The following is a 25,019-nucleotide window of genomic DNA, read 5'->3' on the forward strand; positions in this document are numbered from 1 at the left end:
AGGAACTCGCAGATATGACAGGCGTCGCTTTTAGCGGCGCCTGTTTTGGCTTTTAATGTCTTCTATTAGATTCTGATATCCCTGAAAACCGAGATATCCATGCTTTAGGGGCGGGTCCTGGTTTGGTATGCCGAAGGGCTTTTGGATGGCCAGCCGGCAGGGATGATAACCGAAGTTTCTTTCTGTGACGACCGAGTTCCCCAGGAGCAATTCCGGGTGCTGTTCCCGAATCCAGGTGTCCGCGGCTGTTTCTTCATATTGCTCAATCGGTTCTGTCCATTCTGAATGCTTTTTCTTTTCGAAAGCGAGGGCTTTTACATTGCTGATGTTCAGTTCTTCTTTCAGGAAGCGGGACAGGGCGGCGGCCATGGAACTTTCGCTTACGATACAAGCGCCGGCAAGTTCGGGTACTGCAAGGGCGGACAGACGCCTTGTTTCCTGCTGTATGAAATGAGGATCGGGACTCTGGCCGCAGGCCTGTCCTATTTCTTCCAGCCACCGGATGGTTCCCTGAATACCGTAGGGCTGCCCCTCCAGATAGGGAATCGCGGCTTCTTCTTTTAATAACTTGGCAGCCGGCAGGGCTTCTTTTCGCAGTACCAGACTCAAGCTTCCTTCCGCACAGGATGAGAGTGTTTCCAAGTCCGCAAGGCAGGGAAGAATCAGGCCGGGAGTCCAGCCAAACGCCCCTTTCATCAGCCGGACGATCTCATCCACGTCCGGACGGATTCGGGCATAATCAATGGAGGCGCCCAGAATATGAAAAACATTTTTCTTCTGCTTTGCCGGTTTCAGGAATTCACGGACCAGAGACACCATTCCCTTTGCAAGCCCGTCTGTATAGTCCCCTGACAGGCCGGACAGGGAGACAGGGATTAACTTGGCCCGATGTTCTGACTGCTGTTCTGAGCAGAAGGACTCCATATCAAAGCCGATGATGGAGGTAACTGCGGACTGCATGACATAGATTATTTTCGGGGAAATCCGTTTCTCCAGTTCTGCGAGTGCCTTCTCTAACGGACGGCTGTCGCCGAAGGTGAGAACGGAATCTGTAATATGTGTCGAATAAATAGGGGCTTCTTCCATATGCCGGGTGGCAAAGTTGGTGGTCCCCATGGGGCCGAATTCCAGTACGGCAATGCCATCAATACCGGTGACGGCCCACAGAAAGCCCATTCGGTCACTGGGAATCGGAAGATAGCGGTAGACTGCCATCACAATCCCTCCTCTCGTCAGTGCAGGATTCATAGAAATATTCCGCCATAGCGGCGCTTAGAGCAAACCCGGTTTCTTTCGGAAAACCCTCCGGGGATATCATGCGGATACCCATGGCATCCAGCCGGTTCTTATAGCCCCGGCCCACATAGCAGCCGGGTTTTAACTGTCCGCACAAGCTTTCTGTCATGCCAAAATCTGTCAGAAGCGCCATATAAGGATTCATGCCGGAGGCTTTACATTCCTCAAACAATTCTCTGTCAAAGTCATTGTAGCTGATGGTAAAGCAGGCTAATATCTCAAAGTCCAGGCGGTGAAGCAGCAGACAGGTGTCAAAGGTAATCAGGGGTGAATTGGTATAAATGATTCGGCGCATGGGGGCCGGCAGGTGCCGGAGCTTTTCCCAGACTCTTTTTGTATGTACGGCAGCCCGGTCGATTTCCTCATCCGGTTCAAGCTGTAAGCGCTGTTCCAGATTCTGGTAAGCTGCCTTGATTCGGTCGGGATCAGCGTATTTGCCAAATACCTGATAGGGGATGCCCAGGGCCTCCATATTTTTAGCCAGCTTAAGACCGATGGAATCCAACACGAGATTCAGAGCAGCCTTCGGAGCTTCCTTCAATGCATTAAGAGAAGCTTCACCTGGCAGAACGGCCCGGACAGGGATGCCGCGGCGGGCCAAATACCGCCCCAATTCAGCAGACCTCCAATCTTCCTCACGGATGCCCAGGAGATTGACGCCCAGGTGATCTTCGGAACAGGCAGCCATCCGACCGGCAAGGGCAGCGGTCATATCACTCATACCGTCCACGTGGCTGTTCTGCCGGAAGTTGTCTGCTTCCACGCAGAAAACAGCGGCCTGGGTCAGAAAACCGGCTTTGCGAATTAACCCCTTCATATCCTCCCCAATGAGAGCGGTAACACAGGTGGACACCAAATAGATGATTTCCGGGCTGTCTTTTTTCTCAATTTCCTCAATCAGAGAAAGCAGTTGTTTTTCACAACCGAAGATAATATCAGACTCTTCCAGAGTGAAGCAATAAACCGGGGCTTCCATATAGTGTTCCGGATTTACTACCTTCAAGATTTCTTTGCTGTAAAACCCACATTCTTCCGTCCCCATTATAATTACGGCAGTGTGCTCCAGCTGCTGCATGAGCAGAGTGCAGCCAAAGAGCGGACAGTGCATTCCCCGCCGTATGGCGGCAGACGGACTTACAATGTGGGAGTAAGATTGGATTTCTGAGAGTTTTTTTAATCTATAGCCGCTGCTTGTATTCATAACACTTCACACCCCAGAAGTTTGGCCAGGGATTGATACTGATGGGCAAGATCGGATTCGGGAAATGCACTGACAACGGTGCGATTTTGATTCTCCGCCTGCTGTACCAGAGGATCTCTGGAGAGAGAACATAATACTTTAGTGTCCAGTTCCTCTGCGGCTTTCCGGATATTTGCCTCCTCCCCCGGGAACCCCTTGGCATTTACGATCAGTCCGCCGAATCTGGCGTATCCCTTGTCCTGAAAATGATGCAGAGCCGCTGCAATGTTGGAGGCGGCATAGAGGGACATCATTTCTCCGGAGGTAACCACGAAGACTTCCTTCGCATAGCCGTTGCGGATTGGCATGGTAAATCCGCCGCAGACCACATCACCCAGTACATCATAGAGAACCACATCGGGCTGATAAGTCTCGAAGGCGTGCAGTTCATTCAGTTTTTCAAATGCGGCAATGATACCTCTGCCGGCGCACCCCACGCCTGGGGTAGGACCGCCCGACTCCACGCACAGAACCCCATCTTCACCGGTAATCACAATATCTGACAGTTTTAAATCTCCGCTCTGGCCCCGGATGCTGTCCAGTACGGTGGGTATCCTCTGACCGCGGGTGTGAGAGATAGTAGAATCTGACTTGGGGTCACAGCCAATCTGCATCACACGAAGTCCCTGCTTAACCATCGCGCAGGCAATATTGGAGGTGGTTGTGGATTTCCCGATTCCACCTTTCCCATAGATTGCTATTTTACGGATTTCATGGTTCATCTTTTACAATCCTTTCCGGTATGTATACCATTTTTGCTCCTGCTTTATAAGTTCTCATTTCCACAGAAAATACTTCCCGGAACATATCGTCACACATCACATCTTCCGTACCGCCGAAACAGTAACAGGAACCAGGCTTCATGGCATAGATCCGGTCCGAATAAGCGGCAGCCTGGTTTAAATCGTGCAGAACCATGACGATAGTCAGAGAAAGAGAGCGGTTTAGATGACGTATCATCTGTAAAACTTCCAATTGATAGCAGATATCCAGATATGTGGTAGGTTCATCCAGAAGTAAAATCCTGGGAGTCTGGGCGATGGCCATGGTAATCCATGCCATCTGGCCTTCCCCGCCCGACAAAGTGGAAACTGAGCGGTCCCGGAACTGATCCATGCCGGTCTGCTTAAGTGCCTCGTCTACAGCCGCAAAATCAGCCGGTTTCAGCTGCCCGCCAACCCCCGTATAAGGGTATCTGCCAAACTGTACTAGCTGCTCTACCGTCATATCAGGAGGAACCTGTTTGTGCTGGGGAAGAATAGCCAGCTGTTTGGCCAGCTCTTTTCCGGGATAGGCGGACAGTGGTTTTCCAAAAAACTGTATGGTACCGCTGTCGGGCTTTTGCAGCCGGGCCAGTATTTTTAAAAGTGTACTTTTTCCGCAGCCATTGGCACCCACAATTGTCACAATTTCGCCCTGTTCCGCGGAAAATGAGATATCATTAAGAATTGGCGTTCCGTCAATAGAATAATAAATATGTTCTGCCTGTATCACATCTGATACCCTCCCTTCCGACGAAGCAGGTATAGAAAAAAAGGAGCTCCTAAAGCGGCTATCATAATTCCTACATTCATTTCCTCAGGCCGGATCACAATTCTGGCCAGCCAGTCGCAGCAGATGATGAGGGAGGCGCCATTGATGGCGGAAGCGGGCAGGAGATACCGGTAATCCGATCCCACCAGCATTCTGGTAATGTGGGGTACGCACAGACCGACAAATGCAATCTGACCTACAACGCTGATTGCGCTTCCGGCAAGCAGGGAGCTGATCACAATAAAAAGAAGCCGGGTGCGTTCCACATTCAGGCCCAGTCCGGTTGCAACTTCATCCCCCATGGAAAGAAGGTTCAGACGATTGGTAAGACACATGACCAGGATAAGACCCGCCAGCGCATAGGGAAGGATAAGCATAAAATGATTCCAGGTTCTGGCATTTAAACTGCCGACGGAGAAACCGATCATTCCCTGGATTGCATCGGGATGAAGAACAGAAACCACACTGTAAAAGGCATTTAGTATACTGGAGACGGCCACTCCGGATAAAATAAAGCGGACCGGCGCAACCCCATTCTTCCAGGCGAGAAAATAGACCAGCATGGTGGTGACAAAGGCTCCCAGAATGGACGCTGCCGGCGTCAGATAATGGGCAGAGGGAAAATAGACAAACAACAGCAGGGTGACAAGAGCGGCGCCATTTGTTACACCTAAAATGGAAGGAGAAGCCATTGGATTTCTGGTGATGCCCTGCATGACAGCCCCGGACAGCCCCAGACACATACCGGCCAGACCGCCGACTAATGTGCGGGGAAGCCGCACATTAGCCAGAATGATATGATTAACTCCTTCTGATTCCCGAAATAAATCATGAAAAATTTCCGGCAGTGAATACTCTACCGCACCCATTGCAATGCTGAGAAAAAGACCGATCATCAGTATGAGGCAGCAGATTCCGATTCGTGCCAGGCGATGCTTATGGGTAAGAAGGGCCTTGCCCTCCGGGTCTTTTTTAATCATGTTTACATCCTCTAATTAGCAAAGGCATCGGGATAAAGAATCCTGGCAAGATACTCATAAGCCTCTCCATACCTGACATTAGCCTTGTACAGGAATAAGTCGGATGGGAGATGATGATAACGGTCTTCTTTCACTGCGGTCAATGCAAACCAGAGTGGATTTGACTCATAGATTCCGGTGGCGGTCTCCGCACTGCCGTCACCGGAACCTCCCCGTGACAGGACAAACTGCGGGTCCAGCTTAAGAAGCTGCTCCATGCTGATTACAAAATTTTTATCTTCCCCGCGTTCATCCTGGAATGCGACGTTGACCGTGTTCAGATCTTCCAGAAGGCTGCCCAGAAAACCACTGTTTTTCAGTGCATAGATACCATTTGTAGCATGGGGAAGCAGCATAACGATCTGAGCCGGCGTCTGTTTTGCACAGATTGCGCGGACTTCGTTCACCTGGGCAATAGTTTCGGCCGCCCATTTTTTATAGAGATCGGAGCGATCTGTTAAAATGGAGTAGAGCTCCAGCGTTTCCAGAAACCCTTCAAAATTTTCATAATCATAAAGAAGATATTCTACGCCGGCATCCTTTAAGGCTGCAGCCATGTCCTGTCCATCTTTGGACGGTGATCCGAGAATAACCAGGTCCGGATTTTCTGCGAGAACGGCCTCCAGGGAGACGGTGGAGGAACCGCCGATGACTTTTACCGATTTAGCGTCCTCGTTTCGCAGGGCACAGAGCTCTTCGTCTACACGGGCAACCGCTGTACCGCCGCAGTCAAACCATAGATCGTGCCAGTTGTTGGACAGAGTTACAACCCGCTGCGGTTTTATGGTCAGAGAAACCTCCGAGCCGGCGGCATCTGTAAAAGTCACTTTACCGTCGCTTACTTTGAATTTGTCACTGTGGGGAATTGGTGCATCTGAATCGGAATGGGGAGTTGTCTGGGACGAATCCTTAGATTCAGCCCCATCTGAGGACGCCGGAATATCAGTCCCGGATACATCGTTCTGATCACCCGCAGTTTTATCCGAACTGCATCCGGTCAGAAGCACACCCAAGGTTAAGATGACTGCCAGCATAAGAAAATAGAATTTTTTCTGTTTCATTTGTAAAGACTCCTTTCAAAAGTAAAAAGTATAGTCTTCACACAAAAAGCGCCTGTTAATACAAAAAGAGGCACATGGCGCGGCGGCTCCCCTGCATACTGCAGACAGGAAACCGCGCGGTAATGAACCTCCCATTATGTAAAACGAGCATCAAAAAAAGCCAGATGACACAGGCATTTATTTTAATGGCTGCCTTCTGTGGGAAGCAAATCCATTAATTCTGTAAGCAGGTCTTCTGACTTATCGTGTATCGCCGGCCGCGCCTTCTCGCTTTCGCAATGGCATAGTGCGGCGGGCACCCGAAATACAGCAACCCGATTGTTCAGGATTCCCACCTGATTCCCTATTATCCCAACCCTGCGGATGGGCACTTACAAAAAATTTGGTAGATTTCATTATAAGTGGTATACTATAAAAAGTCAATTTCTGTAAGAAACATAAACTGTGCAGCACAAATTGCAGGATTTATGCAGTTTATAACGGAATTAAATCAGTCTTTCTTCCTATTATAAAAAAGAGAGTCAGCCGGATCTGATAGAAATTCGGCTCAGATTTGAAATAGCGGGAGAGAAGAGAACGTCGAAGTAAAAGCAGTACAAAATACCGGGAAAGATCGGCTTGTACAAAGTGCACAAAAAAGAAATGAAAAGTTTGTGAAACTTTGAGAAAAATTTTTGGAAGGAAATTGAAAAGAAATCCTTGCCAATCCCGGAATTTTCCTATATAATAACAAATGTTGTGACATTGATAGCGTAGAAGCGTGAGGTTGCTGCGTAAAATTCGGGTAATACGCGGTATTTTGGCGCAGGTTTTCCGTGGAGCGAATGTCAAGTTATGTAAACTGGCGACAAGTCACTGTACCTAGTTGAATATTCTGCCTTTGGGCAGAAAACGTGTGTAGCACTCATATTCTGAGTGTCATCTATGGAGTTCTGGTATGTGTTTAAACAGGATACACACGGATACGTGTACAGTCACCGCTTGTCGTACTGCAAAAGTGCGAAAAGGAGGCGACTTTTTTTATGGCAAGTCAAGTAATGAGAATTACACTGAAGGCGTATGATCATCAGTTAGTTGATCAGTCAGCTGCAAAAATCATTGAAACTGTAAAAAAGACAGGATCTAAGGTGAGCGGACCGGTGCCGCTGCCGACTAAGAAAGAGGTTGTTACAATTCTTAGAGCTGTGCATAAGTACAAAGATTCCAGAGAGCAGTTTGAACAGCGGACACACAAGAGACTGATTGATATCATCACACCAGGTCAGAAAACGGTTGATGCATTATCCAGACTGGAAATGCCGGCCGGCGTTTACATCGATATTAAGATGAAAACAAAATAATAACAAAAACATAGCAAGTAATCCTTAGGGTTTATTATATAGAGTCCAAGAGCTCGATGAGAGACCAAGCACTCGGGTAGACCATCTAGGATGAGCGTTAGACCTTATGCGAATGTTTCGGTGCCAAATACGGCATCGGAAAGCTCGCTTTCGAGATGCCGTATTTGGCACCGAAAGAAGCGGCGAAGCCGCGGACACCGAGAAACGATAGTTTCGCAGGTGTACATGAGCATAAAAAGTGCAGGCGTGACGAAGTCACGGCCATCGAGGAACGATAGTTCCGAGATGAGCCTGCGGATGTAGAAGCGGCGAAGCCGCGGACACCGAGAAACGATAGTTTCGCAGGTGTACATGAGCACAAGCTTAAGCATACCAGGTAACGCTCCGCTGTAGATTAACAGGAGGTGCAGATTCATAATGAAGAAAGCGATTTTAGCAACAAAAGTCGGAATGACTCAAATCTTCAATGATGATGGAGTTTTAACTCCGGTAACAGTGCTGCAGGCTGGTCCTTGTGTCGTAACACAGGTTAAGACAGCTGAGAACGACGGTTACAGTGCAGTACAGGTTGGTTTTGGCGATGCCAAAGACAAGATCATCACAAAGGACGTAACCGGCAAAAAGACAGTCAGAAACATTCACGGTGTAAAGAAAGCGCAGAAAGGTCTGTTTGATAAGGCAGGCATCGCTTCCAAAAAACATCTGAAAGAATTCCGGTTTGACAACGCAGAAGAGTATGCAGTTGGTCAGGAGATCAAAGCAGACATCTTCGCAGAAGGCGATAAAGTAGATGCTACTGCAAAGTCAAAGGGTAAAGGATTCCAGGGCGCAATCAAACGTCACGGACAGTCCCGCGGACCTATGGCTCACGGTTCCAAATTCCACAGACATGCAGGTTCCAATGGCGCAGCTTCTGATCCGAGCAAGGTGTTCAAAGGCAAAAAAATGCCTGGACATATGGGCGCGGTAAAAGTAACGATTCAGAATCTGGAAGTTGTAAGAATCGATGCAGAAAACAATTTGATCCTGGTAAAGGGCGCGGTTCCAGGCCCCAGGAAATCTATCGTTATGCTGAAGGAATCTGTAAAAGCAATGTAGTGCTTTTAAGAAAGGAGGAACATATTAATGGCAAACGTATCTGTTTACAATATGGAAGGCAAAGCAGTTGATACGATCGAGTTGAATGACGCTGTCTTTGCTGCAAACGTTAACGAACATTTGGTTCATATGGCTGTTGTTTTACAGCTTGCAAATAAACGCCAGGGAACACAGAGCGCAAAAACTCGTTCCGAAGTAAGCGGCGGCGGAAGAAAACCCTGGAGACAGAAAGGTACCGGTCATGCTAGACAGGGATCAACCAGAGCTCCCCAGTGGAAAGGCGGCGGTGTAGTATTTGCTCCGAAGCCAAGAGATTATTCCTTTAAGATGAATAAGAAAGAAAAAGCGGCTGCGATCCGTTCCGCTTTGACATCCAGAGTAAATGAAGAGAAAATTTATGTAATGGATGAATTGAAATTTGACGAGATCAAAACAAAGAAAATGGCATCAGTCCTTTCCGGGCTGAATATCAATAAGGCGCTGGTTGTAATTGCGGATAAAGATGATGTAGTTCTCTGCTCTGCAAAAAACATCCCGGCTGTAAGAGCAATCACAAGCAATTCCGTAAATGTATATGACATTCTCAAATATGAGAACCTGGTAATTACAAAAGACGCAGTTGCTAAACTTGAGGAGGTGTACGCATAATGGCAGATTTAAAATATTATGACGTGATTCTCGCTCCGATCGTAACTGAGAAGAGTATGAATGCTATGAGCGAAAAGAAGTATACTTTCTCCGTTCATCCGGATGCAACAAAAAACCAGATTAAAGAGGCTGTTGAGAAAATGTTTGCCGGCACGAAGGTTGCCAGCGTAAATACCATGAATCTGGAAGGTAAGAACCGCAGACGTGGAAACATTACAGGCAAGACAGCAAAGAGAAAGAAAGCAATTGTACAGCTTACTGCTGACAGTGCTGACATCGAAATCTTTGAAGGTTTATAAAATTTGAGATAGACACTTAAGTTGAATGTGAAAGGAGTGCGAAATAATGGGAATTAAAACTTATAACCCATATACACCTTCCAGAAGACATATGACCGGTTCTGATTTCTCCGAGATCACAACGAGCACCCCGGAAAAGTCCCTTCTTGTTTCTTTAAAGAAGACGGCTGGTCGTAATAATCAGGGAAAAATTACAGTGAGACACCATGGCGGCGGCTCCAGAAGAAAATATAGAATCATTGATTTTAAGAGAAGAAAAGACAATATTCCGGCAACGGTTCTGAGTATTGAGTATGATCCGAACAGAAGCGCTAATATCGCCCTGATCTGCTACGCAGACGGCGAGAAAGCTTATATTCTGGCTCCTAACGGCCTGCAGGTAGGCAATAAGGTAATGAACGGCGAGCATGCCGAGGTCAGAGTAGGCAACTGTCTGCCGATGGAGATGATTCCGGTTGGTACACAGATCCACAATATCGAGCTGTATCCGGGCAGAGGCGGCCAGTTGGTTCGTGCAGCCGGCAATGCGGCACAGTTAATGGCTAAAGAAGGAAAATATGCGACCCTGAGACTTCCTTCAGGAGAGATGAGAATGGTTCCGATCATCTGCCGTGCAACGGTAGGCCAGGTTGGAAACATTGATCATGAGCTGATCAGTATTGGTAAAGCAGGACGTAAACGTCACATGGGTATCAGACCTACTGTTCGTGGTTCCGTCATGAACCCGAATGACCATCCGCACGGCGGTGGTGAAGGCAAGACCGGTATCGGTCGTCCGGGCCCTGTAACACCTTGGGGTAAACCGGCACTTGGCTTGAAGACCAGAAAGAAAAACAAACCGTCCAATAAGATGATCGTAAGAAGAAGAGACGGTAAAGGGGCTAAATAATTCGAAGGAGGTTAGAACCTATGGCACGTTCATTAAAAAAGGGACCATTTGCTGATGAGCATCTCTTGAAAAAAATTGATGCAATGGAGAAGGCTGGAGACAAATCCGTTATTAAAACGTGGTCACGCCGTTCCACTATCTTTCCGCAGTTTGTAGGACATACAATTGCCGTACATGACGGAAGAAGACATGTACCGGTTTATGTTACAGAAGATATGGTAGGCCATAAACTTGGCGAATTCGTTGCAACCAGAACCTACAGAGGACACGGCAAAGACGAGAAAAAAACAAAACGTTAGGAATCAGATTGAAAGGAGGTCGCATCCATGGCTAAAGGACATAGATCCCAGATTAAAAGAGAAAGAAACGAAGCACAGAGAGACAGAAGACCATCTGCTAAGTTGTCTTATGCAAGATGTTCTGTTCGTAAAGCTTGCTTTGTTTTAGACGCTATCAGAGGCAAGGATGTTAACACTGCTTTAGCTATCCTGGCATACAACCCAAGATATGCTTCAAGCATTATAGAGAAATTATTAAAATCAGCAATCGCAAACGCAGAAAACAACAATGGTATGAACCCAGACAATCTTTATGTAGAAGAGTGCTTTGCCAATAAAGGACCGATCATGAAGAGAATCAGACCGAGAGCACAGGGCAGAGCTTACAGAATCGAAAAGAGACTGAGCCATATTACAATTGTGCTGAACGAGAAATAAGGAGGGCAACAATGGGACAAAAAGTAAATCCTCATGGTTTAAGAGTTGGAGTAATTTCTGATTGGGACTCCAGATGGTATGCTGAAGCTGATTTTGCCGACAACCTTGTTGAAGACTATAAAATCAGAAAATACCTGAAAAAGAGATTATACAATGCAGGCATTTCCAAAATAGAGATCGAGAGAGCTTCCGACCGTGTGAAAGTTATCATTTACACTGCAAAACCAGGTGTGGTAATCGGAAAAGGCGGTTCTGAAATTGAGAAATTAAAAGGTGAGCTGGTTGGATTCACAGACAGAAAATTAATGATCGACATCAAAGAAGTGAAGAGACCGGATAACGATGCACAGCTGGTTGCCGAGAATATCGCATCCCAGTTGGAAAATCGTATTTCCTTCCGTCGTGCTATGAAATCAACCATGTCCAGAACAATGAAATCTGGCGCACTGGGTATCAAAACTTCAGTTTCCGGCCGTTTGGGCGGCGCTGATATGGCACGTACCGAGTTCTACAGCGAGGGCACCATCCCGCTTCAGACACTTCGTGCTGATATTGATTATGGTTTCACAGAAGCCAACACAACTTATGGTAAATTAGGCGTAAAAGTATGGATTTATAAAGGAGAAGTACTTCCTAAGAAAGAAACGAAAAAGGAAGGGAGCGATAAATAATGTTAATGCCGAAGAGAGTAAAACGTCGTAAACAGTTCCGTGGCTCTATGGCGGGCAAGGCGTTGAGAGGTAATAAAATTACAAACGGTGAATACGGTATTGTTGCTGTGGAACCTGCTTGGATTAAATCCAACCAGATTGAGGCAGCCCGTGTTGCCATGACTCGTTATATCAAACGTGGTGGTCAGGTTTGGATTAAAATCTTCCCTGATAAGCCTGTAACAGCAAAACCTGCTGAGACTCGTATGGGTTCCGGTAAAGGTGCTCTGGAATACTGGGTTGCGGTTGTGAAACCGGGCCGTGTTCTGTTTGAGATTTCCGGTGTTTCTGAGGAACTGGCAAAAGAAGCGCTTCGTCTTGCTACCCACAAATTACCTGTGAAGTGTAAGATCGTTTCTCGCGCAGAATTAGAAGGAGGTGCGGGCAGTGAAAATTAAAAGCTATTTAGACGGTTTGAAAAACAAATCAGTTGCTGAGTTAAATGATGAATTAGTAGCTGCTAAAAAGGAACTCTTTAATCTGAGATTCCAGAATGCAACCAATCAGCTGGACAATACAAGCAGAATTCATGAAGTCAGAAAAAATATTGCTAGAATTCAGACACTTATTTCTGAGAAGTCTAAGGCTGTTCAGTAATCCGAGGAAGGAGGAATTGTTGTGGAAAGAAATCTGAGAAAGACCCGTGTTGGTCAGGTTGTCAGTGACAAGATGGACAAAACGATTACAGTAGCTGTTGTGGATAACGTAAAACATCCGCTTTACAATAAGATCGTGAAGAGAACATACAAATTGAAAGCGCATGATGAGAACAATGATTGTCATGTAGGCGACAGAGTTAGAGTAATGGAAACAAGACCTTTGTCCAAGGATAAAAGATGGAGACTTGTAGAAATTATTGAAAGAGCGAAATAATCTCTACTGAAAGGAGTAATTTAGCATGATCCAACAAGAATCAAGACTTAGAGTTGCGGATAATACCGGTGCAAAAGAGCTTCTCTGCATCCGTGTATTGGGCGGTTCAACTAGAAGATATGCTGCTATCGGCGATATTATTGTTGCTACGGTTAAAGATGCAACACCAGGTGGTGTTGTAAAAAAGGGTGAAGTTGTAAAAGCAGTTGTGGTTCGTACAAAACATGGTGCACGCCGTAAAGACGGCTCCTACATCAAATTTGACGAGAACGCTGCTGTTATCATCAGAGATGACAAGAATCCAAGAGGTACACGTATTTTCGGGCCTGTAGCACGTGAGCTGAGAGAGAAACAGTTCATGAAAATTGTTTCTCTGGCGCCGGAAGTATTATAAGGAGGTATCAGCATGGCAATGACAAAAATCAAAAAGGGTGATACCGTTAAGGTGATCACCGGTAAAGATAAAGGCAAAGAGGGCAAAGTCCTTTCCGTTTTAAAGGGAGAAAAAGTAATCGTTGAAGGAATCAATATGATTACAAAACATGCGAAACCAAGCCAGGCAAATCCTCAGGGCGGTATCGTAAATCAGGAAGCTGCTATTGATATTTCCAACGTGATGTATGTGTATAAAGGAAAAGTTACAAGAGTCGGTTTTGCTGAGAAAGACGGCAAAAAGGTACGTGTCGCAAAGACTACCGGCGACGTAATTGACTAATAAGAGGAGAGGAGGTTTCATAAGTTGACTAGATTAAAAGAAACTTATTTGAATGACATTGCAGATGCAATGATGAAAAAATTCGGATATAAAAATGTAATGCAAGTGCCGAAACTTAATAAGATCGTAATCAACATGGGTGTAGGCGAAGCAAAAGATAACTCAAAGGCTCTTGACTCTGCTGTCAGAGATATGGAGATTATTGCCGGTCAGAAGGCTGTTACCACTAAGGCTAAAAATTCTGTGGCAAACTTCAAAATCCGTGAAGGCATGCCGATCGGATGTAAAGTGACATTAAGAGGCGAGAAGATGTATGAGTTCGCAGATCGTCTGATCAACCTGGCTCTGCCTCGTGTACGTGATTTCAGGGGTGTTAACCCGAACGCATTTGACGGAAGAGGCAACTACGCACTCGGTATTAAAGAGCAGCTGATTTTCCCGGAAATCGAGTACGATAAAGTTGATAAAGTAAGAGGTATGGACATCATTTTTGTTACAACTGCAAAAACCGATGAAGAAGCCCGTGAATTATTGACATTATTTGGAATGCCGTTTGCAAAATAGTTAGGAGGAATAGATTACATGGCTAAAACGTCTATGAAGATTAAACAGCAGCGTCCTGCAAAGTTTTCTACAAGAGAATACAATCGTTGCAGAATTTGCGGTCGTCCACATGCTTATTTAAGAAAATACGGAATCTGCAGAATCTGCTTCCGTGAGTTGGCATATAAAGGACAGATACCGGGCGTGAAAAAGGCAAGCTGGTAAATTTTAGGAAGGAGGCAACTTTAAAATGACAATGAGTGATCCTATTGCAGATATGCTTACAAGAATCCGTAACGCAAATACTGCGAAACATGATACAGTAGATGTACCTGCTTCTAAGATGAAAGTGTCAATCGCTGAGATTCTTAAAAGAGAAGGCTATATCAAAGGTTTTGAGATCGAAGAAGTCGGCGGTTTTAACAACATTCACATCACTTTAAAATATGGTGCAGATAAGAATGAAAAAGTCATCACAGGTCTGAAGAGAATTTCCAAACCAGGTCTGCGTGTATATGCTAACGTGGAGGAACTTCCCAAAGTTCTGGGCGGTCTTGGAATCGCTATTATTTCTACAAACAAAGGAGTCCTGACCGACAGAGAAGCAAGAAACGAGAAGGTCGGCGGAGAAGTTCTGGCGTTTGTCTGGTAATTGATTTAACAGTAAGGGAAGCGGGAATACTCGAAGAGAATACATCCACTTCCAAAATGTAGCAAATATAACATAGAGAGAAGTGAATAAAGGGATGGTGGCGTCTGGAGAACTGCTGTTTCGTTCCGATGATACATTCTTCATTCATCACTCTTCATTATTCATGATTAAGGAGGTAACGGCATGTCACGAATTGGAAGAATGCCTATCGCGGTACCGGCAGGCGTAACTGTTGATATTGCAGAAAATAATAAAGTGACTGTAAAAGGACCGAAGGGAACTCTGGAGAGAGTCCTTCCGTCTGAAATGAATATTAATAAAGAAGGCGAAGTAATCGTTGTTTCAAGACCGAACGATTTAAAGAAGATGAAATCTTTACACGGCCTGACCAGAACTCTGATCAACAACATGATTATTGGTGTAAATCAGGGCTATGAAAAAGTTCTTGAAATCAACGGTGTTGGTTATAGAGCTGCAAAATCAGGAAAAGAATTAACACTTTCATTAGGCTATTCACATCCTGTTGTTATGGTTGACCCGGAGGGCATTGAGTCTGTTGTGGAAAATCAGAACAAGATTATTGTCAAAGGAATCGATAAAGAAAAAGTCGGCCAGTACGCTGCTGAAATCAGAGAAAAGAGAGCTCCGGAGCCATATAAGGGCAAAGGTATCAAGTATGCTGATGAGGTTATCAGACGTAAGGTTGGTAAGACTGGTAAAAAATAATAAAGGAGTGAAAAGCAATGGTTAATAAAGAATCCAGAACGAAAATTCGCGAAAATAAACATAGAAAAATACGTAATCGTTTTTCCGGAACTGCGCAGAGACCACGTTTAGCTGTATTTAGAAGTAATAACCATATGTACGCTCAGATCATTGATGATACCGTCGGCCATACTTTAGTTGCTGCTTCCACCCTGGAAAAGGATGTAAAGAGTGCATTAGAGCAGACCGATACAGTTGAAGCTGCTGCTTATCTTGGCGGGGTTATTGCAAAGAAAGCATTGGATAAAGGAATCACGAATGTTGTTTTTGACAGAGGCGGATTCATTTATCAGGGAAAAATCAAAGCGTTGGCAGATGCAGCAAGAGAAGCTGGTCTGGTATTCTAGTAGGGAGGAAAACAGATGAAACGTACAATTATTGATGCTAGCCAGATGGAGTTAGAAGATAAAGTAGTATCAATTAAGCGTGTAACAAAAGTAGTAAAAGGCGGACGTAATTTCAGATTTACTGCTTTGGTTGTTGTTGGTGACAAGAACGGACACGTGGGTGCAGGTTTAGGAAAAGCAACTGAAATTCCGGAAGCGATCCGCAAAGGAAAAGAAGATGCGATCAAAAAAATGATCAGCCTGCCGATTGATGAGAATGGCAGTGTACCACATGATTTTATCGGAAAATTCGGCAGTGCTCAGGTTCTGCTGAAGCGTTCCCCGGATGGTACCGGAATTATTGCCGGCGGTCCTGCCCGTAATGTATTGGAGTTAGCAGGTTACAAGAACATTCGTACCAAGTCACTTGGTTCCAACAATAAGCAAAACGTAGTTCTTGCTACAATCGCTGGTTTAGGCGCATTAAAAACTCCGGAAGAAGTGGCAAAACTTCGCAATAAAACAGTAGAAGAAATCAAAGGTTGATAGACTTTTTCAGGAGGTGTTTAAAGTGGCAGATAAGTTGAAAGTAACTTTAGTAAAATCTACGATCGGCGCCATTCCGAAACATAAAAAAACTGTAGAAGCGTTAGGACTTAAGAAACTCAACAAGACCGTAGAGCTTCCGGACAACGCTAGTACAAGAGGCATGGTTGCTCAGGTAAAGCATTTAGTTAAAGTTGAGGAAATCTAAAGTTTGCAATGTTAGGAGGTGCACATAAAATGAATTTATCAGAATTGAGACCCGCAGAAGGTTCCAAGCAGAGCGGTAATTTCAGAAAAGGCCGTGGTCATGCATCAGGTAACGGCAAGACCGCAGGTAAGGGCCATAAGGGTCAGAAAGCCCGTTCCGGGGCTCCCAGAGTAGGCTTCGAAGGCGGTCAGATGCCTTTGTACAGAAGAATTCCGAAGAGGGGCTTCACAAATAGAAATTCAAAAGAAATTATCAGCATTAACGTGGACGTACTCAACCGGTTTGAGGACGGCGCTGTCGTTACTGTTGAGTCATTAAAAGAAATTGGAATCATCAATAACCCGAAAGACGGTGTAAAGATTCTTGGAAATGGAGAATTAACCAAGAAATTGGATGTCAAAGTAAACGCGTACAGTAAAAGCGCCGTTGAAAAAATCCAAAATCTTGGTGGAAAAGCAGAGGTGATCTAATGTTTAAGACATTAAAAAATGCCCTCAAAGTGAAAGAAATCCGCAAGAGATTACTTTACACACTGGTTTGTCTGGTCATTATCCGTTTTGGGTGTCAGATTGCCGCGCCTGGTATTAATAAGGCATATGTGGCAGGCTGGTTCGGAAGTCAGGTAAATCTGGGCTTTTTGGATGCGTTAACCGGTGGTTCCTTTACTCAGATGTCAATTTTTGCGCTGAATATTTCACCTTATATCACATCTTCCATTATTCTGCAGCTTCTTACTATCGCTATTCCGAAGCTGGAAGAAATGCAGAAAGAGGGAGAAGAAGGCAGAAAGAAAATTCAGAACTATACCCGCTTTGTAACCATCGCTCTGGCAGTACTTGAGAGTGCCGCTCTGGCAATCGGATTTGGTAACCAGGGCTTACTGGAGGGCGGAGCTACATTTTCCAATGTTGTTGTTCTGATTGTGGCTATGACAGCCGGTACTGCTTTCCTGATGTGGCTGGGTGAAAACATCACACAGAAGGGTGAGGGAAATGGTATTTCCATGATCCTGTTGTTTAACATTGTCTCTTCTATGCCTGCCAGCATTTCGCACCTGTATACAACCTTTATTTCAGGTGCCAGCAATGTGGCAAATGCGATCATCGCAGCGGTTATTATTATCGCAGTTATCGTAGGCATGGTTATCTTTGTTATCGTGCTGCAGGATGGAGAGAGAAGGATTCCGGTTCAGTATGCAAAGAAGGTACAGGGACGTAAGGTTGTAGGCGGTCAGAGCTCCAACATTCCGCTGAAAGTCAACACCGCAGGTGTTATCCCGGTTATCTTTGCAAGCTCTATTTTCTCCTTCCCGATTGTAATCGCTTCTTTCCTGGGTGTTTCACCGGCTTCCGGTGCAGGCGCTTCTTTCGGTCAGAAGATATTGAAGATCTTAAGCACAAACGCATGGTTTAATTTCTCCAGTTTCGGAGAGTTCAAGTATACTCTGGGATGTCTGGTATATATTGCATTGATTGTTTTCTTTGCATATTTCTATACCTCCATCACCTTCAATCCGCTGGAGATTTCCAACCGGATGAAGAAACAGGGCGGCTTTATTCCGGGTATCCGTCCCGGCAAGCCAACGATGGACTACCTGACAAAGGTATTGAATTATATTATCTTTATCGGGGCGATCGGACTTACAATTATTGCTGTGGTTCCGTTCATTTTCTCTGGTGCCTTTGCGGCGGATGTTTCCATCGGCGGTACTTCTCTGATCATTGTTGTAGGTGTTATTCTGGAGACAATGAAGCAGATCGAGTCACAGATGCTTGTGCGTCATTACAAAGGATTCCTGAACAACTAAGCGCTTAAACGCAGGAGTTTGGGGTGATAGGTTGGCTGTAACGAGAATATTCGTTACAGCTTTCCTGGATTTATGAACAAAATGACGCAGGTATTGACAGCGGCCTGTTGACAGGTTTGCGTTATGTTTTGTACAATAGAGATAATCGCCGCGAGGCTTCGGTCTGGGAGGTTTTCCCATTCGCATGATATAGCGGCAGGTGCAGGACCTGATGTTGAGGCATAAAAGAATTCATTTGAAAGAAAGGAAAATTGATATGAAGATAGTTATGCTCGGAGCTCCTGGTGCCGGCAAGGGCACCCAGGCCAAAATGATCGTGAAGAAATATAGTATACCGCAGATTTCCACCGGTGATATCTTTCGTGCAAATATTAAAAATGGTACAGAATTAGGAAAGAAAGCAAAAACCTACATGGACCAGGGGGCGCTGGTTCCGGATGAACTGGTAGTTGACCTGGTGATGGACCGTCTGAAACAGGATGACTGTGCCAACGGCTTTGTGCTGGACGGCTTCCCGAGGACGATTCCTCAGGCGGAAGCGCTGGACGCCGCATTGGCAAAGAGCGGTGACAAGCTGGATTACGCAGTGGATGTGGAAGTGCCGGACGAATCAATTATTCATCGTATGTCAGGGCGCAGAACTTGTATTTCCTGCGGGGGGACCTTCCATATTAAATATAATCCGACGAATAAAGAGGGAGTCTGCGATATCTGCGGCGGAGAGACCGTGCTGCGTGATGACGACAAGCCGGAAACGGTGAAAAAGCGTCTTGAGGTATATCATGCTCAGACCCAGCCCCTGATTGACTATTATAAGAAACAAAATATTCTGGCCGAAATTGACGGCACGAAGGATATGGATGACGTATTCAGTGCTATCACGGCTATATTAGGTGACTAAAGACCATAGTTTCGGCGCAGGAAGATCTGCCCGGACGGTAATCAGATGTATTTGCTTTGCCGCGGTCAGGCGTATCTCTGCCTGACTGTTGGTTTGAGTAGGAGGAAATCATGTCTGTCAGTATTAAATCGGAGCGTGAAATAGAGTTGATGCGGGAGGCCGGGCGTTTGCTGGCCATCGTTCATGAAGAAATGGAAAAGATTATTCGCCCGGGTATTTCCACAATGGATATTAACCGGAAGGGCGAAGAGGTGATACGCAGCTTCGGCTGTATCCCTTCCTTTTTAAATTATGAAGGCTATCCGGCGTCTATCTGTGTTTCCGTTAATGATGAAGTGGTCCACGGCATTCCCGATAAAAAGAGAATACTGATGGAGGGGGATATTGTCAGCCTGGATGCCGGCCTGATTTATCAGGGCTATCATTCCGATGCGGCACGTACGTATGGAGTAGGCGAGATATCACCGGAGTCGCAGGATCTGATCAATGTGACCAGAGAGAGCTTCTTTGAAGGAATCAAATTTGCCAGAGAAGATAATCATCTCTATGATATATCGGAGGCAATACAGAAATATGTAGAAGCCCACGGATATTCCGTGGTGCGGGATCTGGTAGGGCATGGTATCGGAACAAACCTGCACGAAGATCCGCAGATACCCAATTTCGGGCAGAACCGCAGAGGACTGAAATTGAAGGCGGGTATGACTCTGGCGATTGAACCTATGGTCAATGCCGGCAGGCTGGATGTCTGGTGGCTGGAGGATGACTGGACAGTTGCCACGGAGGATGGCTCACTATCGGCTCATTATGAGAATACGATATTGATCACAGATGGAGAACCTGAAATATTGTCGTTGAGAAAGTAGGAGGGAAAACGTAAGTATGTCGAAGACTGATGTAGTTGAAATTGAAGGAACTGTAGTGGAGAAGCTGCCGAATGCCATGTTTCGGGTGGAACTGGAAAATGGACATATTGTACTGGCACATATCAGCGGTAAGCTGAGAATGAATTTTATCCGTATTCTTCCGGGTGATAAGGTAACACTGGAACTCTCCCCGTATGATCTGACCAAGGGCAGAATAATCTGGAGAGATAAATAAGGAATACCGCGGACCGCGGTTTAACACTGGTAGCAAAGCGGTTATTGATATAGGGAGAGCGCAAGCGTCTTGAAAGCAGGTTTGAATGATCAGGTAGCAGCGCAAGCGTTTTAGAAGTAACTTTGAATGATCAGGTAGCAGCGCAAGCTCGCAAAACCTGTCGGTTTGCTCGCTTAGGGGCTTCGCCCCATATATTTAAAAATCATAGCTTGTCAGAATACAAAATACGCTTCGCTTTTTTGCATTCTTCTAAGCTCTGATATTTTAAATTTGCGCTGGCTCTGTTTAATAAAATTTTAGCTTGCCTTATATTGGTAACGGTGCTATAATATAAAACGGACTTTTGTGAAAGGAGGGAATCATAGTGAAAGTAAGATCTTCCGTAAAACCGATCTGCGAAAAGTGCAAGATCATTAAAAGAAAGGGAAGTGTCAGAGTAATCTGTGAGAACCCGAGACACAAACAAAGACAAGGCTAATATACAACGGGAAACAAGAGGATATTCCTGTTGTTTAACAATATATTGACAGCAGACAGTCCTTATGGGACGTCCCGCTGGTTAGCACTTGCTTTTTGTGTTACAGACGGCCGGAAAATCCGGCAAGTTTTGTGATACCGTGGAACAGTTACTGTTCTGGAAGCCGGTTGTCACCGTCAAATTCAGCCAGGCTTCGCGGATTGAGAGATTGATTCGTCACGGTTTAAAGCGGCTGGCGCTATGAAACACCTGGAAGGGTTGTGGAGATAGTGCAAAATGATTAAAGCAGAAAACCAAGGGGTTTTTCTGCGATTTTGTGTGAGTGGGGAAAACTGTACATTTCAACATAAACATACGAGGTCGTGTGTATATGACACTACAGAGGGAACTGCGCTGCACAGTAATTGAAATAAGAAAACTTACCAATTTAAACTATGGAGGTGTAATACGCACATGGCTCGTATCAGTGGTGTAGATTTACCAAGAGAGAAACGCATTGAGATTGGTCTGACTTATGTATATGGTATCGGCAGAGCAAGCTCAAACCGTATTTTAGCGGAAGCTAAAGTAAATCCGGATACTCGTGTCAGAGATTTAACAGACGAAGAAGTAGCCAGAATTCGTGACGTAATTGACGCAAGTCAGGTTGTTGAAGGTGATTTAAGAAGAGAGATCGCCCTGAATATTAAACGGTTACAGGAAATTGGTTGTTACAGAGGCATTCGTCATAGAAAAGGCCTTCCGGTTCGTGGTCAGAAGACTAAGACAAACGCTAGAACAAGAAAAGGTCCTAGACGTACCGTAGCGAATAAGAAGAAATAGGAGGGTTTGTTGTAATGGCTAAGAAAATTGCAAAAAAGACGACAAAAAGACGTGTTAAGAAAAATGTCGATCGTGGACAGGCACATATTCAGTCTTCTTTTAATAATACAATCGTTACATTGACAGATGCGGAAGGAAATGCCCTTTCTTGGGCAAGTGCAGGCGGTCTGGGCTTCAGAGGTTCCAGAAAGTCCACTCCTTATGCAGCGCAGATGGCAGCTGAGACAGCAGCGAAAGCTGCATTGGTTTACGGTTTGAAATCCGTAGACGTTATGGTAAAAGGTCCGGGATCAGGAAGAGAAGCAGCAATCCGTGCACTTCAGGCATGCGGCATTGAAGTTGTCAGCATCAAAGATGTTACACCGGTTCCACACAACGGATGCAGACCACCAAAACGTAGAAGAGTATAGGAGGATATATTACAATGGCAAGAGACATGAGCCCTGTTTTGAAGAGATGCAGATCCCTTCAGCTTGATCCTGTATTTTTGGGAATTGATAAAAAGTCAAATAGAAATTCTGCAAGAGCCGGAAAGAAGTTAAGTGAGTACGGTATGCAGCTGAGAGAAAAACAGAAAGCAAAATTTATTTACGGCGTATTAGAGAAACCGTTCAGAAACAATTTTGTAAAAGCTTCAAAGATGAAATATGGTACAGTTGGTGAGAACCTGATGATTCTTCTGGAGCTCCGTCTGGACAATATTATCTATAGAATGGGTTATGCAAGAACCAGAAAAGAAGCCAGACAGATCGTTGATCATAAGCATATAACCGTAAACGGCAAGAGAGTAAACGTACCTTCTTACGTTGTAAAAGTCGGTGATGTGATTGCAATCGGTGAAAAATATAAATCAGCGCAGAGATATAAAGACATCCTTGAAGTAACCGGCGGCAGATTAGTTCCTGCATGGCTGGAAGCAGATCATGAGAATCTTACCGGTGTCGTGAAAGAAATCCCGACCAGAGAGCAGATTGATGTTCCGGTAAATGAGACGCTTATCGTCGAGTTGTATTCCAAATAATCCGTAAATGGATGAAACTGGAATAGCTCCACAATCACGATAACCTAAAAAGGAGGGTCTTACGTGTTTGATTTTGAAAAACCAAAAATTGAAATTGCAGAGATTTCCGAAGATAAAAGATTTGGTCGATTTGTAGTAGAGCCCCTTGAAAGAGGATATGGTACTACCCTGGGCAATTCACTGAGAAGAATTATGCTTTCTTCTCTTCCAGGTGCAGCGGTCAGTCAGGTGAAAATCGATGGTGTTGTCCATGAATTCAGTTCAATTCCGGGCGTAAAGGAAGACGTGACTGAAATCATTATGAACATCAAGAGCCTGGCAATCAAAAATACAAGCGAAACCAATGAACCAAAGACCGCATACATTGAGGCCGACGGAGAATGTGTTGTCACTGCAGGAGATATTCACGTTGATCCAGATATCGAGATTCTAAATCCGGATCAGGTTATCGCTACTTTAAGCGGTGGTCCTGATTGCCGGTTATTTATTGAAATGACTATTGTGAAGGGCAGAGGTTATATCAGTTCCGACAAGAACAAGAATGATGATCTGCCGATTGGTGTTATTCCGATTGACTCTATCTTTACACCGGTTGAGCGTGTCAACCTGACGGTTGAGAATACCCGTGTAGGTCAGATTACTGATTATGATAAGCTGACATTGGATGTGTATACCAATGGTACTTTGGCTCCGGACGAGGCGGTAAGCCTTGCGGCAAAGGTTCTGAGCGAGCACTTGAATTCCTTTATTGATCTTTCTGAAAATGCCAAGACCGCTGAGGTTATGGTGGAGAAAGAGGACAATGAGAAAGAAAAAGTGCTGGAGATGAATATCGACGAATTAGAGCTTTCCGTACGTTCCTATAACTGTCTGAAGAGAGCCGGTATCAACACAGTAGAAGAGCTGTGCAGCAGAACTTCTGAGGATATGATGAAGGTCAGAAATCTGGGCCGCAAGTCTCTGGAAGAAGTGCTGGGCAAATTGAAAGAACTTGGGTTATCCTTGAATTTAAGTGACGAATAATTCCTATGGAGGTACGAAGATGGCTGGATATAGAAAACTTGGCAGAACATCGAGTCAGAGAAAAGCTCTGCTCAGAAACCAAGTGACTAATTTATTATACCATGGTAAGATTGTTACCACGGAAGCAAAAGCAAAAGAAATCCGCAAGATTGCAGAGAAAATGATCGCTATGGCGGTTAGAGAAAAAGACAACTTTGAGACCGTTACCGTTACAGCTAAGGTTGCCAGAAAAGACAAAGACGGCAAGAGAGTAAAAGAAGTTGTAGATGGCAAGAAAGTAACTGTTTATGATGAAGTGCAGAAAGAAATTAAGAAGGATATGCCTTCCCGTCTGCATGCCAGAAGACAGATGCTGAAAGTTCTGTATCCTGTAACAAAGGTTCCGACCGCTGCTGCAGGCAAAAAGAAAAATACAGAAAAAGTTGATGTTGCGGATAAGCTGTTAAATGAAATCGCTCCGAAATATGCAAACCGCAATGGTGGTTATACAAGAATCATCAAGATCGGCCAGCGTAAAGGCGATGCTGCAATGGAAGTTTTAATTGAATTAGTATAAGATGAACTGTGAAGGGAGTCCTGAGAGGGACTCTCTTTTTGTTTTTTTGGGAAAAAATATGATATAATATCGTTAGATATTATATCGTGCCGGAGCGCACAGCCCGATAGGGCTGCACCTATGCGCGGAGTGTACAACGCCCCGCGAGGGGATCATAACGTTTTGAAGTTATGATATAATGTCAAAGTAAATAAGTTACTGATTGACGGGAGGAAATAGAAGATGGGATGTCTTGGAAATGTACTGTGGTTTCTCTTTGGAGGATTCTGGCAGGGAATGGGATGGACGCTGGCCGGAGTTTTGTGGAGTATTACAATTATCGGTATTCCGATTGGACGCCAGTGCTTTAAATTGGCTGGCCTGGCATTCTTTCCGTTTGGCAAAGAGATTGAATACGGAGGCGGCGCCGTCTCATTGATCGCAAACATATTGTGGCTGATATTCAGCGGGGTACCGCTGGCCCTGTCTGCGGCCCTTAATGGCCTGCTGCTCTGCTGTACGGTGATTGGGATACCCTTTGGCCTGCAGTGCTTTAAAATGGCGCAATTGTCCCTGATGCCCTTTGGAGCGACCGTACGGTGAGCTAAGCTTACAGCGAAAATATAGAAAATTCTAAAAACAAATTAGGGGATTAAAATGCGTTCGGTTCCATAAAAATCTTTTCCTATCGTGGCCTGCGGACTCTTTGGAGTCCGCATTTCCTTTTAGGGATAAAAATAAAGTTGCTGCCTCTTCTGGTTGTGCAGGAACTTGACTGTATTTGCGTATCTGTGGTACGATACGCAGGAAGCGTTTTTGAAGATAAAATTCGGCCTGCCCGTGTTTGGATGGGG

The 25,019-nt window shown here is 45.1% G+C and carries 38 protein-coding genes and 1 riboswitch; of the genes, 32 read left to right on the forward strand and 6 right to left on the reverse strand.

Features of this window, described 5'->3' with window-relative positions; translation table 11 throughout:
- Positions 1 to 30 precede the first annotated feature (30 nt).
- The 6 genes from ABCW47_RS03720 to ABCW47_RS03745 are packed head-to-tail and all read right to left on the reverse strand — an operon-like array spanning position 31 to position 6,149.
- Positions 31 to 1,215, reverse strand: coding sequence for a nitrogenase component 1 (locus ABCW47_RS03720; RefSeq protein ID WP_343209586.1), 1,185 nt, complete (start codon positions 1,213 to 1,215; stop codon positions 31 to 33).
- Entirely contained in the window at positions 1,181 to 2,497 is a 1,317-nt protein-coding gene (locus tag ABCW47_RS03725; RefSeq protein WP_343208516.1) for a nitrogenase component 1, read from the reverse strand. Before ABCW47_RS03725 ends, ABCW47_RS03720 begins: the two co-directional genes overlap by 35 nt.
- The gene (locus tag ABCW47_RS03730; RefSeq protein ID WP_343209587.1) at positions 2,494 to 3,246 is read right to left on the reverse strand and encodes a nucleotide-binding protein; all 753 of its coding nucleotides are present in this window, start codon (positions 3,244 to 3,246) and stop codon (positions 2,494 to 2,496) included. Before ABCW47_RS03730 ends, ABCW47_RS03725 begins: the two co-directional genes overlap by 4 nt.
- Position 3,247: 1 nt before the next feature.
- Positions 3,248 to 4,030 (reverse strand): ABC transporter ATP-binding protein, encoded by a 783-nt coding sequence (locus ABCW47_RS03735; RefSeq protein ID WP_343208517.1) that lies wholly within the window; start codon positions 4,028 to 4,030, stop codon positions 3,248 to 3,250.
- Entirely contained in the window at positions 4,027 to 5,049 is a 1,023-nt protein-coding gene (locus ABCW47_RS03740; protein WP_343208518.1) for a FecCD family ABC transporter permease, read from the reverse strand. The genes ABCW47_RS03735 and ABCW47_RS03740 overlap by 4 nt, the downstream gene beginning before the upstream one ends.
- An 11-nt stretch (positions 5,050 to 5,060) precedes the next feature.
- Positions 5,061 to 6,149, reverse strand: coding sequence for an ABC transporter substrate-binding protein (locus ABCW47_RS03745; protein ID WP_343208519.1), 1,089 nt, complete (start codon positions 6,147 to 6,149; stop codon positions 5,061 to 5,063).
- Between the two features lie 208 nt (positions 6,150 to 6,357).
- Positions 6,358 to 6,539: riboswitch (cobalamin riboswitch) on the reverse strand.
- A gap of 632 nt (positions 6,540 to 7,171) precedes the next feature.
- On the opposite strand from ABCW47_RS03745, the gene rpsJ reads away from it, so the two are divergent.
- From rpsJ to ABCW47_RS03905, 32 genes are all read left to right on the forward strand, one after another.
- Positions 7,172 to 7,489: a 30S ribosomal protein S10 gene (gene rpsJ, locus ABCW47_RS03750; RefSeq protein ID WP_343208520.1), complete on the forward strand. Its 318-nt coding sequence runs from the start codon at positions 7,172 to 7,174 to the stop codon at positions 7,487 to 7,489.
- Between the two features lie 417 nt (positions 7,490 to 7,906).
- Complete coding sequence (gene rplC, locus ABCW47_RS03755) at positions 7,907 to 8,587, forward strand: 50S ribosomal protein L3 (protein ID WP_343208521.1); 681 nt, start codon at positions 7,907 to 7,909, stop codon at positions 8,585 to 8,587.
- A 27-nt stretch (positions 8,588 to 8,614) separates the two neighbouring features.
- A complete protein-coding gene (gene rplD, locus ABCW47_RS03760) occupies positions 8,615 to 9,235 on the forward strand; it encodes a 50S ribosomal protein L4 (protein ID WP_343208522.1) in 621 nt (206 codons plus the stop codon).
- Positions 9,235 to 9,534: a 50S ribosomal protein L23 gene (rplW, locus tag ABCW47_RS03765; protein WP_343208523.1), complete on the forward strand. Its 300-nt coding sequence runs from the start codon at positions 9,235 to 9,237 to the stop codon at positions 9,532 to 9,534. The genes rplD and rplW overlap by 1 nt, the downstream gene beginning before the upstream one ends.
- A gap of 46 nt (positions 9,535 to 9,580) precedes the next feature.
- Positions 9,581 to 10,423 carry a 50S ribosomal protein L2 gene (gene rplB / locus ABCW47_RS03770; protein ID WP_343208524.1) on the forward strand — a complete coding sequence of 281 codons (843 nt, stop codon included), beginning with the start codon at positions 9,581 to 9,583 and terminating at the stop codon, positions 10,421 to 10,423.
- Between the two features lie 20 nt (positions 10,424 to 10,443).
- A complete protein-coding gene (gene rpsS / locus ABCW47_RS03775) occupies positions 10,444 to 10,722 on the forward strand; it encodes a 30S ribosomal protein S19 (RefSeq protein ID WP_343208525.1) in 279 nt (92 codons plus the stop codon).
- Positions 10,723 to 10,749: 27 nt separating this feature from the next.
- On the forward strand, positions 10,750 to 11,139 hold the full coding sequence (gene rplV / locus ABCW47_RS03780) for a 50S ribosomal protein L22 (protein WP_343208526.1): 390 nt from the start codon (positions 10,750 to 10,752) through the stop codon (positions 11,137 to 11,139).
- Positions 11,140 to 11,150: 11 nt separating this feature from the next.
- Positions 11,151 to 11,810 (forward strand): 30S ribosomal protein S3, encoded by a 660-nt coding sequence (gene rpsC / locus ABCW47_RS03785; protein ID WP_343208527.1) that lies wholly within the window; start codon positions 11,151 to 11,153, stop codon positions 11,808 to 11,810.
- Positions 11,810 to 12,247 (forward strand): 50S ribosomal protein L16, encoded by a 438-nt coding sequence (gene rplP, locus ABCW47_RS03790; RefSeq protein ID WP_343208528.1) that lies wholly within the window; start codon positions 11,810 to 11,812, stop codon positions 12,245 to 12,247. The genes rpsC and rplP overlap by 1 nt, the downstream gene beginning before the upstream one ends.
- Positions 12,237 to 12,446 carry a 50S ribosomal protein L29 gene (rpmC, locus tag ABCW47_RS03795; RefSeq protein WP_343208529.1) on the forward strand — a complete coding sequence of 70 codons (210 nt, stop codon included), beginning with the start codon at positions 12,237 to 12,239 and terminating at the stop codon, positions 12,444 to 12,446. Before rplP ends, rpmC begins: the two co-directional genes overlap by 11 nt.
- Positions 12,447 to 12,467: 21 nt before the next feature.
- Positions 12,468 to 12,722, forward strand: coding sequence for a 30S ribosomal protein S17 (gene rpsQ, locus ABCW47_RS03800; protein WP_425516050.1), 255 nt, complete (start codon positions 12,468 to 12,470; stop codon positions 12,720 to 12,722).
- 25 nt (positions 12,723 to 12,747) lie between these two features.
- Positions 12,748 to 13,116 (forward strand): 50S ribosomal protein L14, encoded by a 369-nt coding sequence (gene rplN, locus ABCW47_RS03805; RefSeq protein WP_343208530.1) that lies wholly within the window; start codon positions 12,748 to 12,750, stop codon positions 13,114 to 13,116.
- A gap of 12 nt (positions 13,117 to 13,128) precedes the next feature.
- Positions 13,129 to 13,437 (forward strand): 50S ribosomal protein L24, encoded by a 309-nt coding sequence (gene rplX / locus ABCW47_RS03810; protein WP_343208531.1) that lies wholly within the window; start codon positions 13,129 to 13,131, stop codon positions 13,435 to 13,437.
- A gap of 24 nt (positions 13,438 to 13,461) precedes the next feature.
- Positions 13,462 to 14,001: a 50S ribosomal protein L5 gene (rplE, locus tag ABCW47_RS03815; RefSeq protein WP_343208532.1), complete on the forward strand. Its 540-nt coding sequence runs from the start codon at positions 13,462 to 13,464 to the stop codon at positions 13,999 to 14,001.
- A gap of 18 nt (positions 14,002 to 14,019) precedes the next feature.
- Positions 14,020 to 14,205 (forward strand): type Z 30S ribosomal protein S14, encoded by a 186-nt coding sequence (locus ABCW47_RS03820; RefSeq protein ID WP_002566501.1) that lies wholly within the window; start codon positions 14,020 to 14,022, stop codon positions 14,203 to 14,205.
- A gap of 25 nt (positions 14,206 to 14,230) precedes the next feature.
- On the forward strand, positions 14,231 to 14,632 hold the full coding sequence (gene rpsH / locus ABCW47_RS03825; protein WP_343208534.1) for a 30S ribosomal protein S8: 402 nt from the start codon (positions 14,231 to 14,233) through the stop codon (positions 14,630 to 14,632).
- Positions 14,633 to 14,815: 183 nt separating this feature from the next.
- Positions 14,816 to 15,358: a 50S ribosomal protein L6 gene (gene rplF, locus ABCW47_RS03830; protein WP_343208535.1), complete on the forward strand. Its 543-nt coding sequence runs from the start codon at positions 14,816 to 14,818 to the stop codon at positions 15,356 to 15,358.
- 17 nt (positions 15,359 to 15,375) lie between these two features.
- The gene (gene rplR / locus ABCW47_RS03835) at positions 15,376 to 15,744 is read left to right on the forward strand and encodes a 50S ribosomal protein L18 (protein ID WP_343208536.1); all 369 of its coding nucleotides are present in this window, start codon (positions 15,376 to 15,378) and stop codon (positions 15,742 to 15,744) included.
- A gap of 15 nt (positions 15,745 to 15,759) precedes the next feature.
- Positions 15,760 to 16,269 (forward strand): 30S ribosomal protein S5, encoded by a 510-nt coding sequence (rpsE, locus tag ABCW47_RS03840; protein WP_343208537.1) that lies wholly within the window; start codon positions 15,760 to 15,762, stop codon positions 16,267 to 16,269.
- Positions 16,270 to 16,294: 25 nt separating this feature from the next.
- Positions 16,295 to 16,477 carry a 50S ribosomal protein L30 gene (gene rpmD / locus ABCW47_RS03845; RefSeq protein WP_343208538.1) on the forward strand — a complete coding sequence of 61 codons (183 nt, stop codon included), beginning with the start codon at positions 16,295 to 16,297 and terminating at the stop codon, positions 16,475 to 16,477.
- A gap of 29 nt (positions 16,478 to 16,506) precedes the next feature.
- A complete protein-coding gene (rplO, locus tag ABCW47_RS03850) occupies positions 16,507 to 16,947 on the forward strand; it encodes a 50S ribosomal protein L15 (protein ID WP_343208539.1) in 441 nt (146 codons plus the stop codon).
- Positions 16,947 to 18,284, forward strand: a complete 1,338-nt coding sequence (gene secY, locus ABCW47_RS03855) for a preprotein translocase subunit SecY (protein ID WP_343208540.1) — start codon at positions 16,947 to 16,949, stop codon at positions 18,282 to 18,284. Before rplO ends, secY begins: the two co-directional genes overlap by 1 nt.
- 256 nt (positions 18,285 to 18,540) lie before the next feature.
- A complete protein-coding gene (locus ABCW47_RS03860; RefSeq protein WP_343208541.1) occupies positions 18,541 to 19,185 on the forward strand; it encodes an adenylate kinase in 645 nt (214 codons plus the stop codon).
- A 110-nt stretch (positions 19,186 to 19,295) separates the two neighbouring features.
- The gene (gene map, locus ABCW47_RS03865; protein WP_343208542.1) at positions 19,296 to 20,051 is read left to right on the forward strand and encodes a type I methionyl aminopeptidase; all 756 of its coding nucleotides are present in this window, start codon (positions 19,296 to 19,298) and stop codon (positions 20,049 to 20,051) included.
- Positions 20,052 to 20,067: 16 nt separating this feature from the next.
- Positions 20,068 to 20,286, forward strand: coding sequence for a translation initiation factor IF-1 (gene infA / locus ABCW47_RS03870; RefSeq protein ID WP_343208543.1), 219 nt, complete (start codon positions 20,068 to 20,070; stop codon positions 20,284 to 20,286).
- Positions 20,287 to 20,650: 364 nt separating this feature from the next.
- Positions 20,651 to 20,764 carry a 50S ribosomal protein L36 gene (rpmJ, locus tag ABCW47_RS03875; RefSeq protein WP_073278632.1) on the forward strand — a complete coding sequence of 38 codons (114 nt, stop codon included), beginning with the start codon at positions 20,651 to 20,653 and terminating at the stop codon, positions 20,762 to 20,764.
- A gap of 453 nt (positions 20,765 to 21,217) precedes the next feature.
- Positions 21,218 to 21,586 (forward strand): 30S ribosomal protein S13, encoded by a 369-nt coding sequence (gene rpsM / locus ABCW47_RS03880; RefSeq protein ID WP_343208544.1) that lies wholly within the window; start codon positions 21,218 to 21,220, stop codon positions 21,584 to 21,586.
- A gap of 14 nt (positions 21,587 to 21,600) precedes the next feature.
- Positions 21,601 to 21,996, forward strand: coding sequence for a 30S ribosomal protein S11 (rpsK, locus tag ABCW47_RS03885; protein ID WP_343208545.1), 396 nt, complete (start codon positions 21,601 to 21,603; stop codon positions 21,994 to 21,996).
- A gap of 14 nt (positions 21,997 to 22,010) precedes the next feature.
- The gene (gene rpsD / locus ABCW47_RS03890) at positions 22,011 to 22,607 is read left to right on the forward strand and encodes a 30S ribosomal protein S4 (protein ID WP_343208546.1); all 597 of its coding nucleotides are present in this window, start codon (positions 22,011 to 22,013) and stop codon (positions 22,605 to 22,607) included.
- Positions 22,608 to 22,670: 63 nt separating this feature from the next.
- Positions 22,671 to 23,630, forward strand: coding sequence for a DNA-directed RNA polymerase subunit alpha (locus ABCW47_RS03895; RefSeq protein ID WP_343208547.1), 960 nt, complete (start codon positions 22,671 to 22,673; stop codon positions 23,628 to 23,630).
- Between the two features lie 19 nt (positions 23,631 to 23,649).
- On the forward strand, positions 23,650 to 24,186 hold the full coding sequence (locus ABCW47_RS03900) for a bL17 family ribosomal protein (protein WP_343208548.1): 537 nt from the start codon (positions 23,650 to 23,652) through the stop codon (positions 24,184 to 24,186).
- A gap of 222 nt (positions 24,187 to 24,408) precedes the next feature.
- A complete protein-coding gene (locus tag ABCW47_RS03905; protein WP_343208549.1) occupies positions 24,409 to 24,768 on the forward strand; it encodes a YccF domain-containing protein in 360 nt (119 codons plus the stop codon).
- Positions 24,769 to 25,019: the final 251 nt, after the last annotated feature.

This window comes from Anaerolentibacter hominis (assembly GCF_032380675.1).
GTDB lineage: Bacteria > Bacillota > Clostridia > Lachnospirales > Lachnospiraceae > Anaerolentibacter > Anaerolentibacter hominis.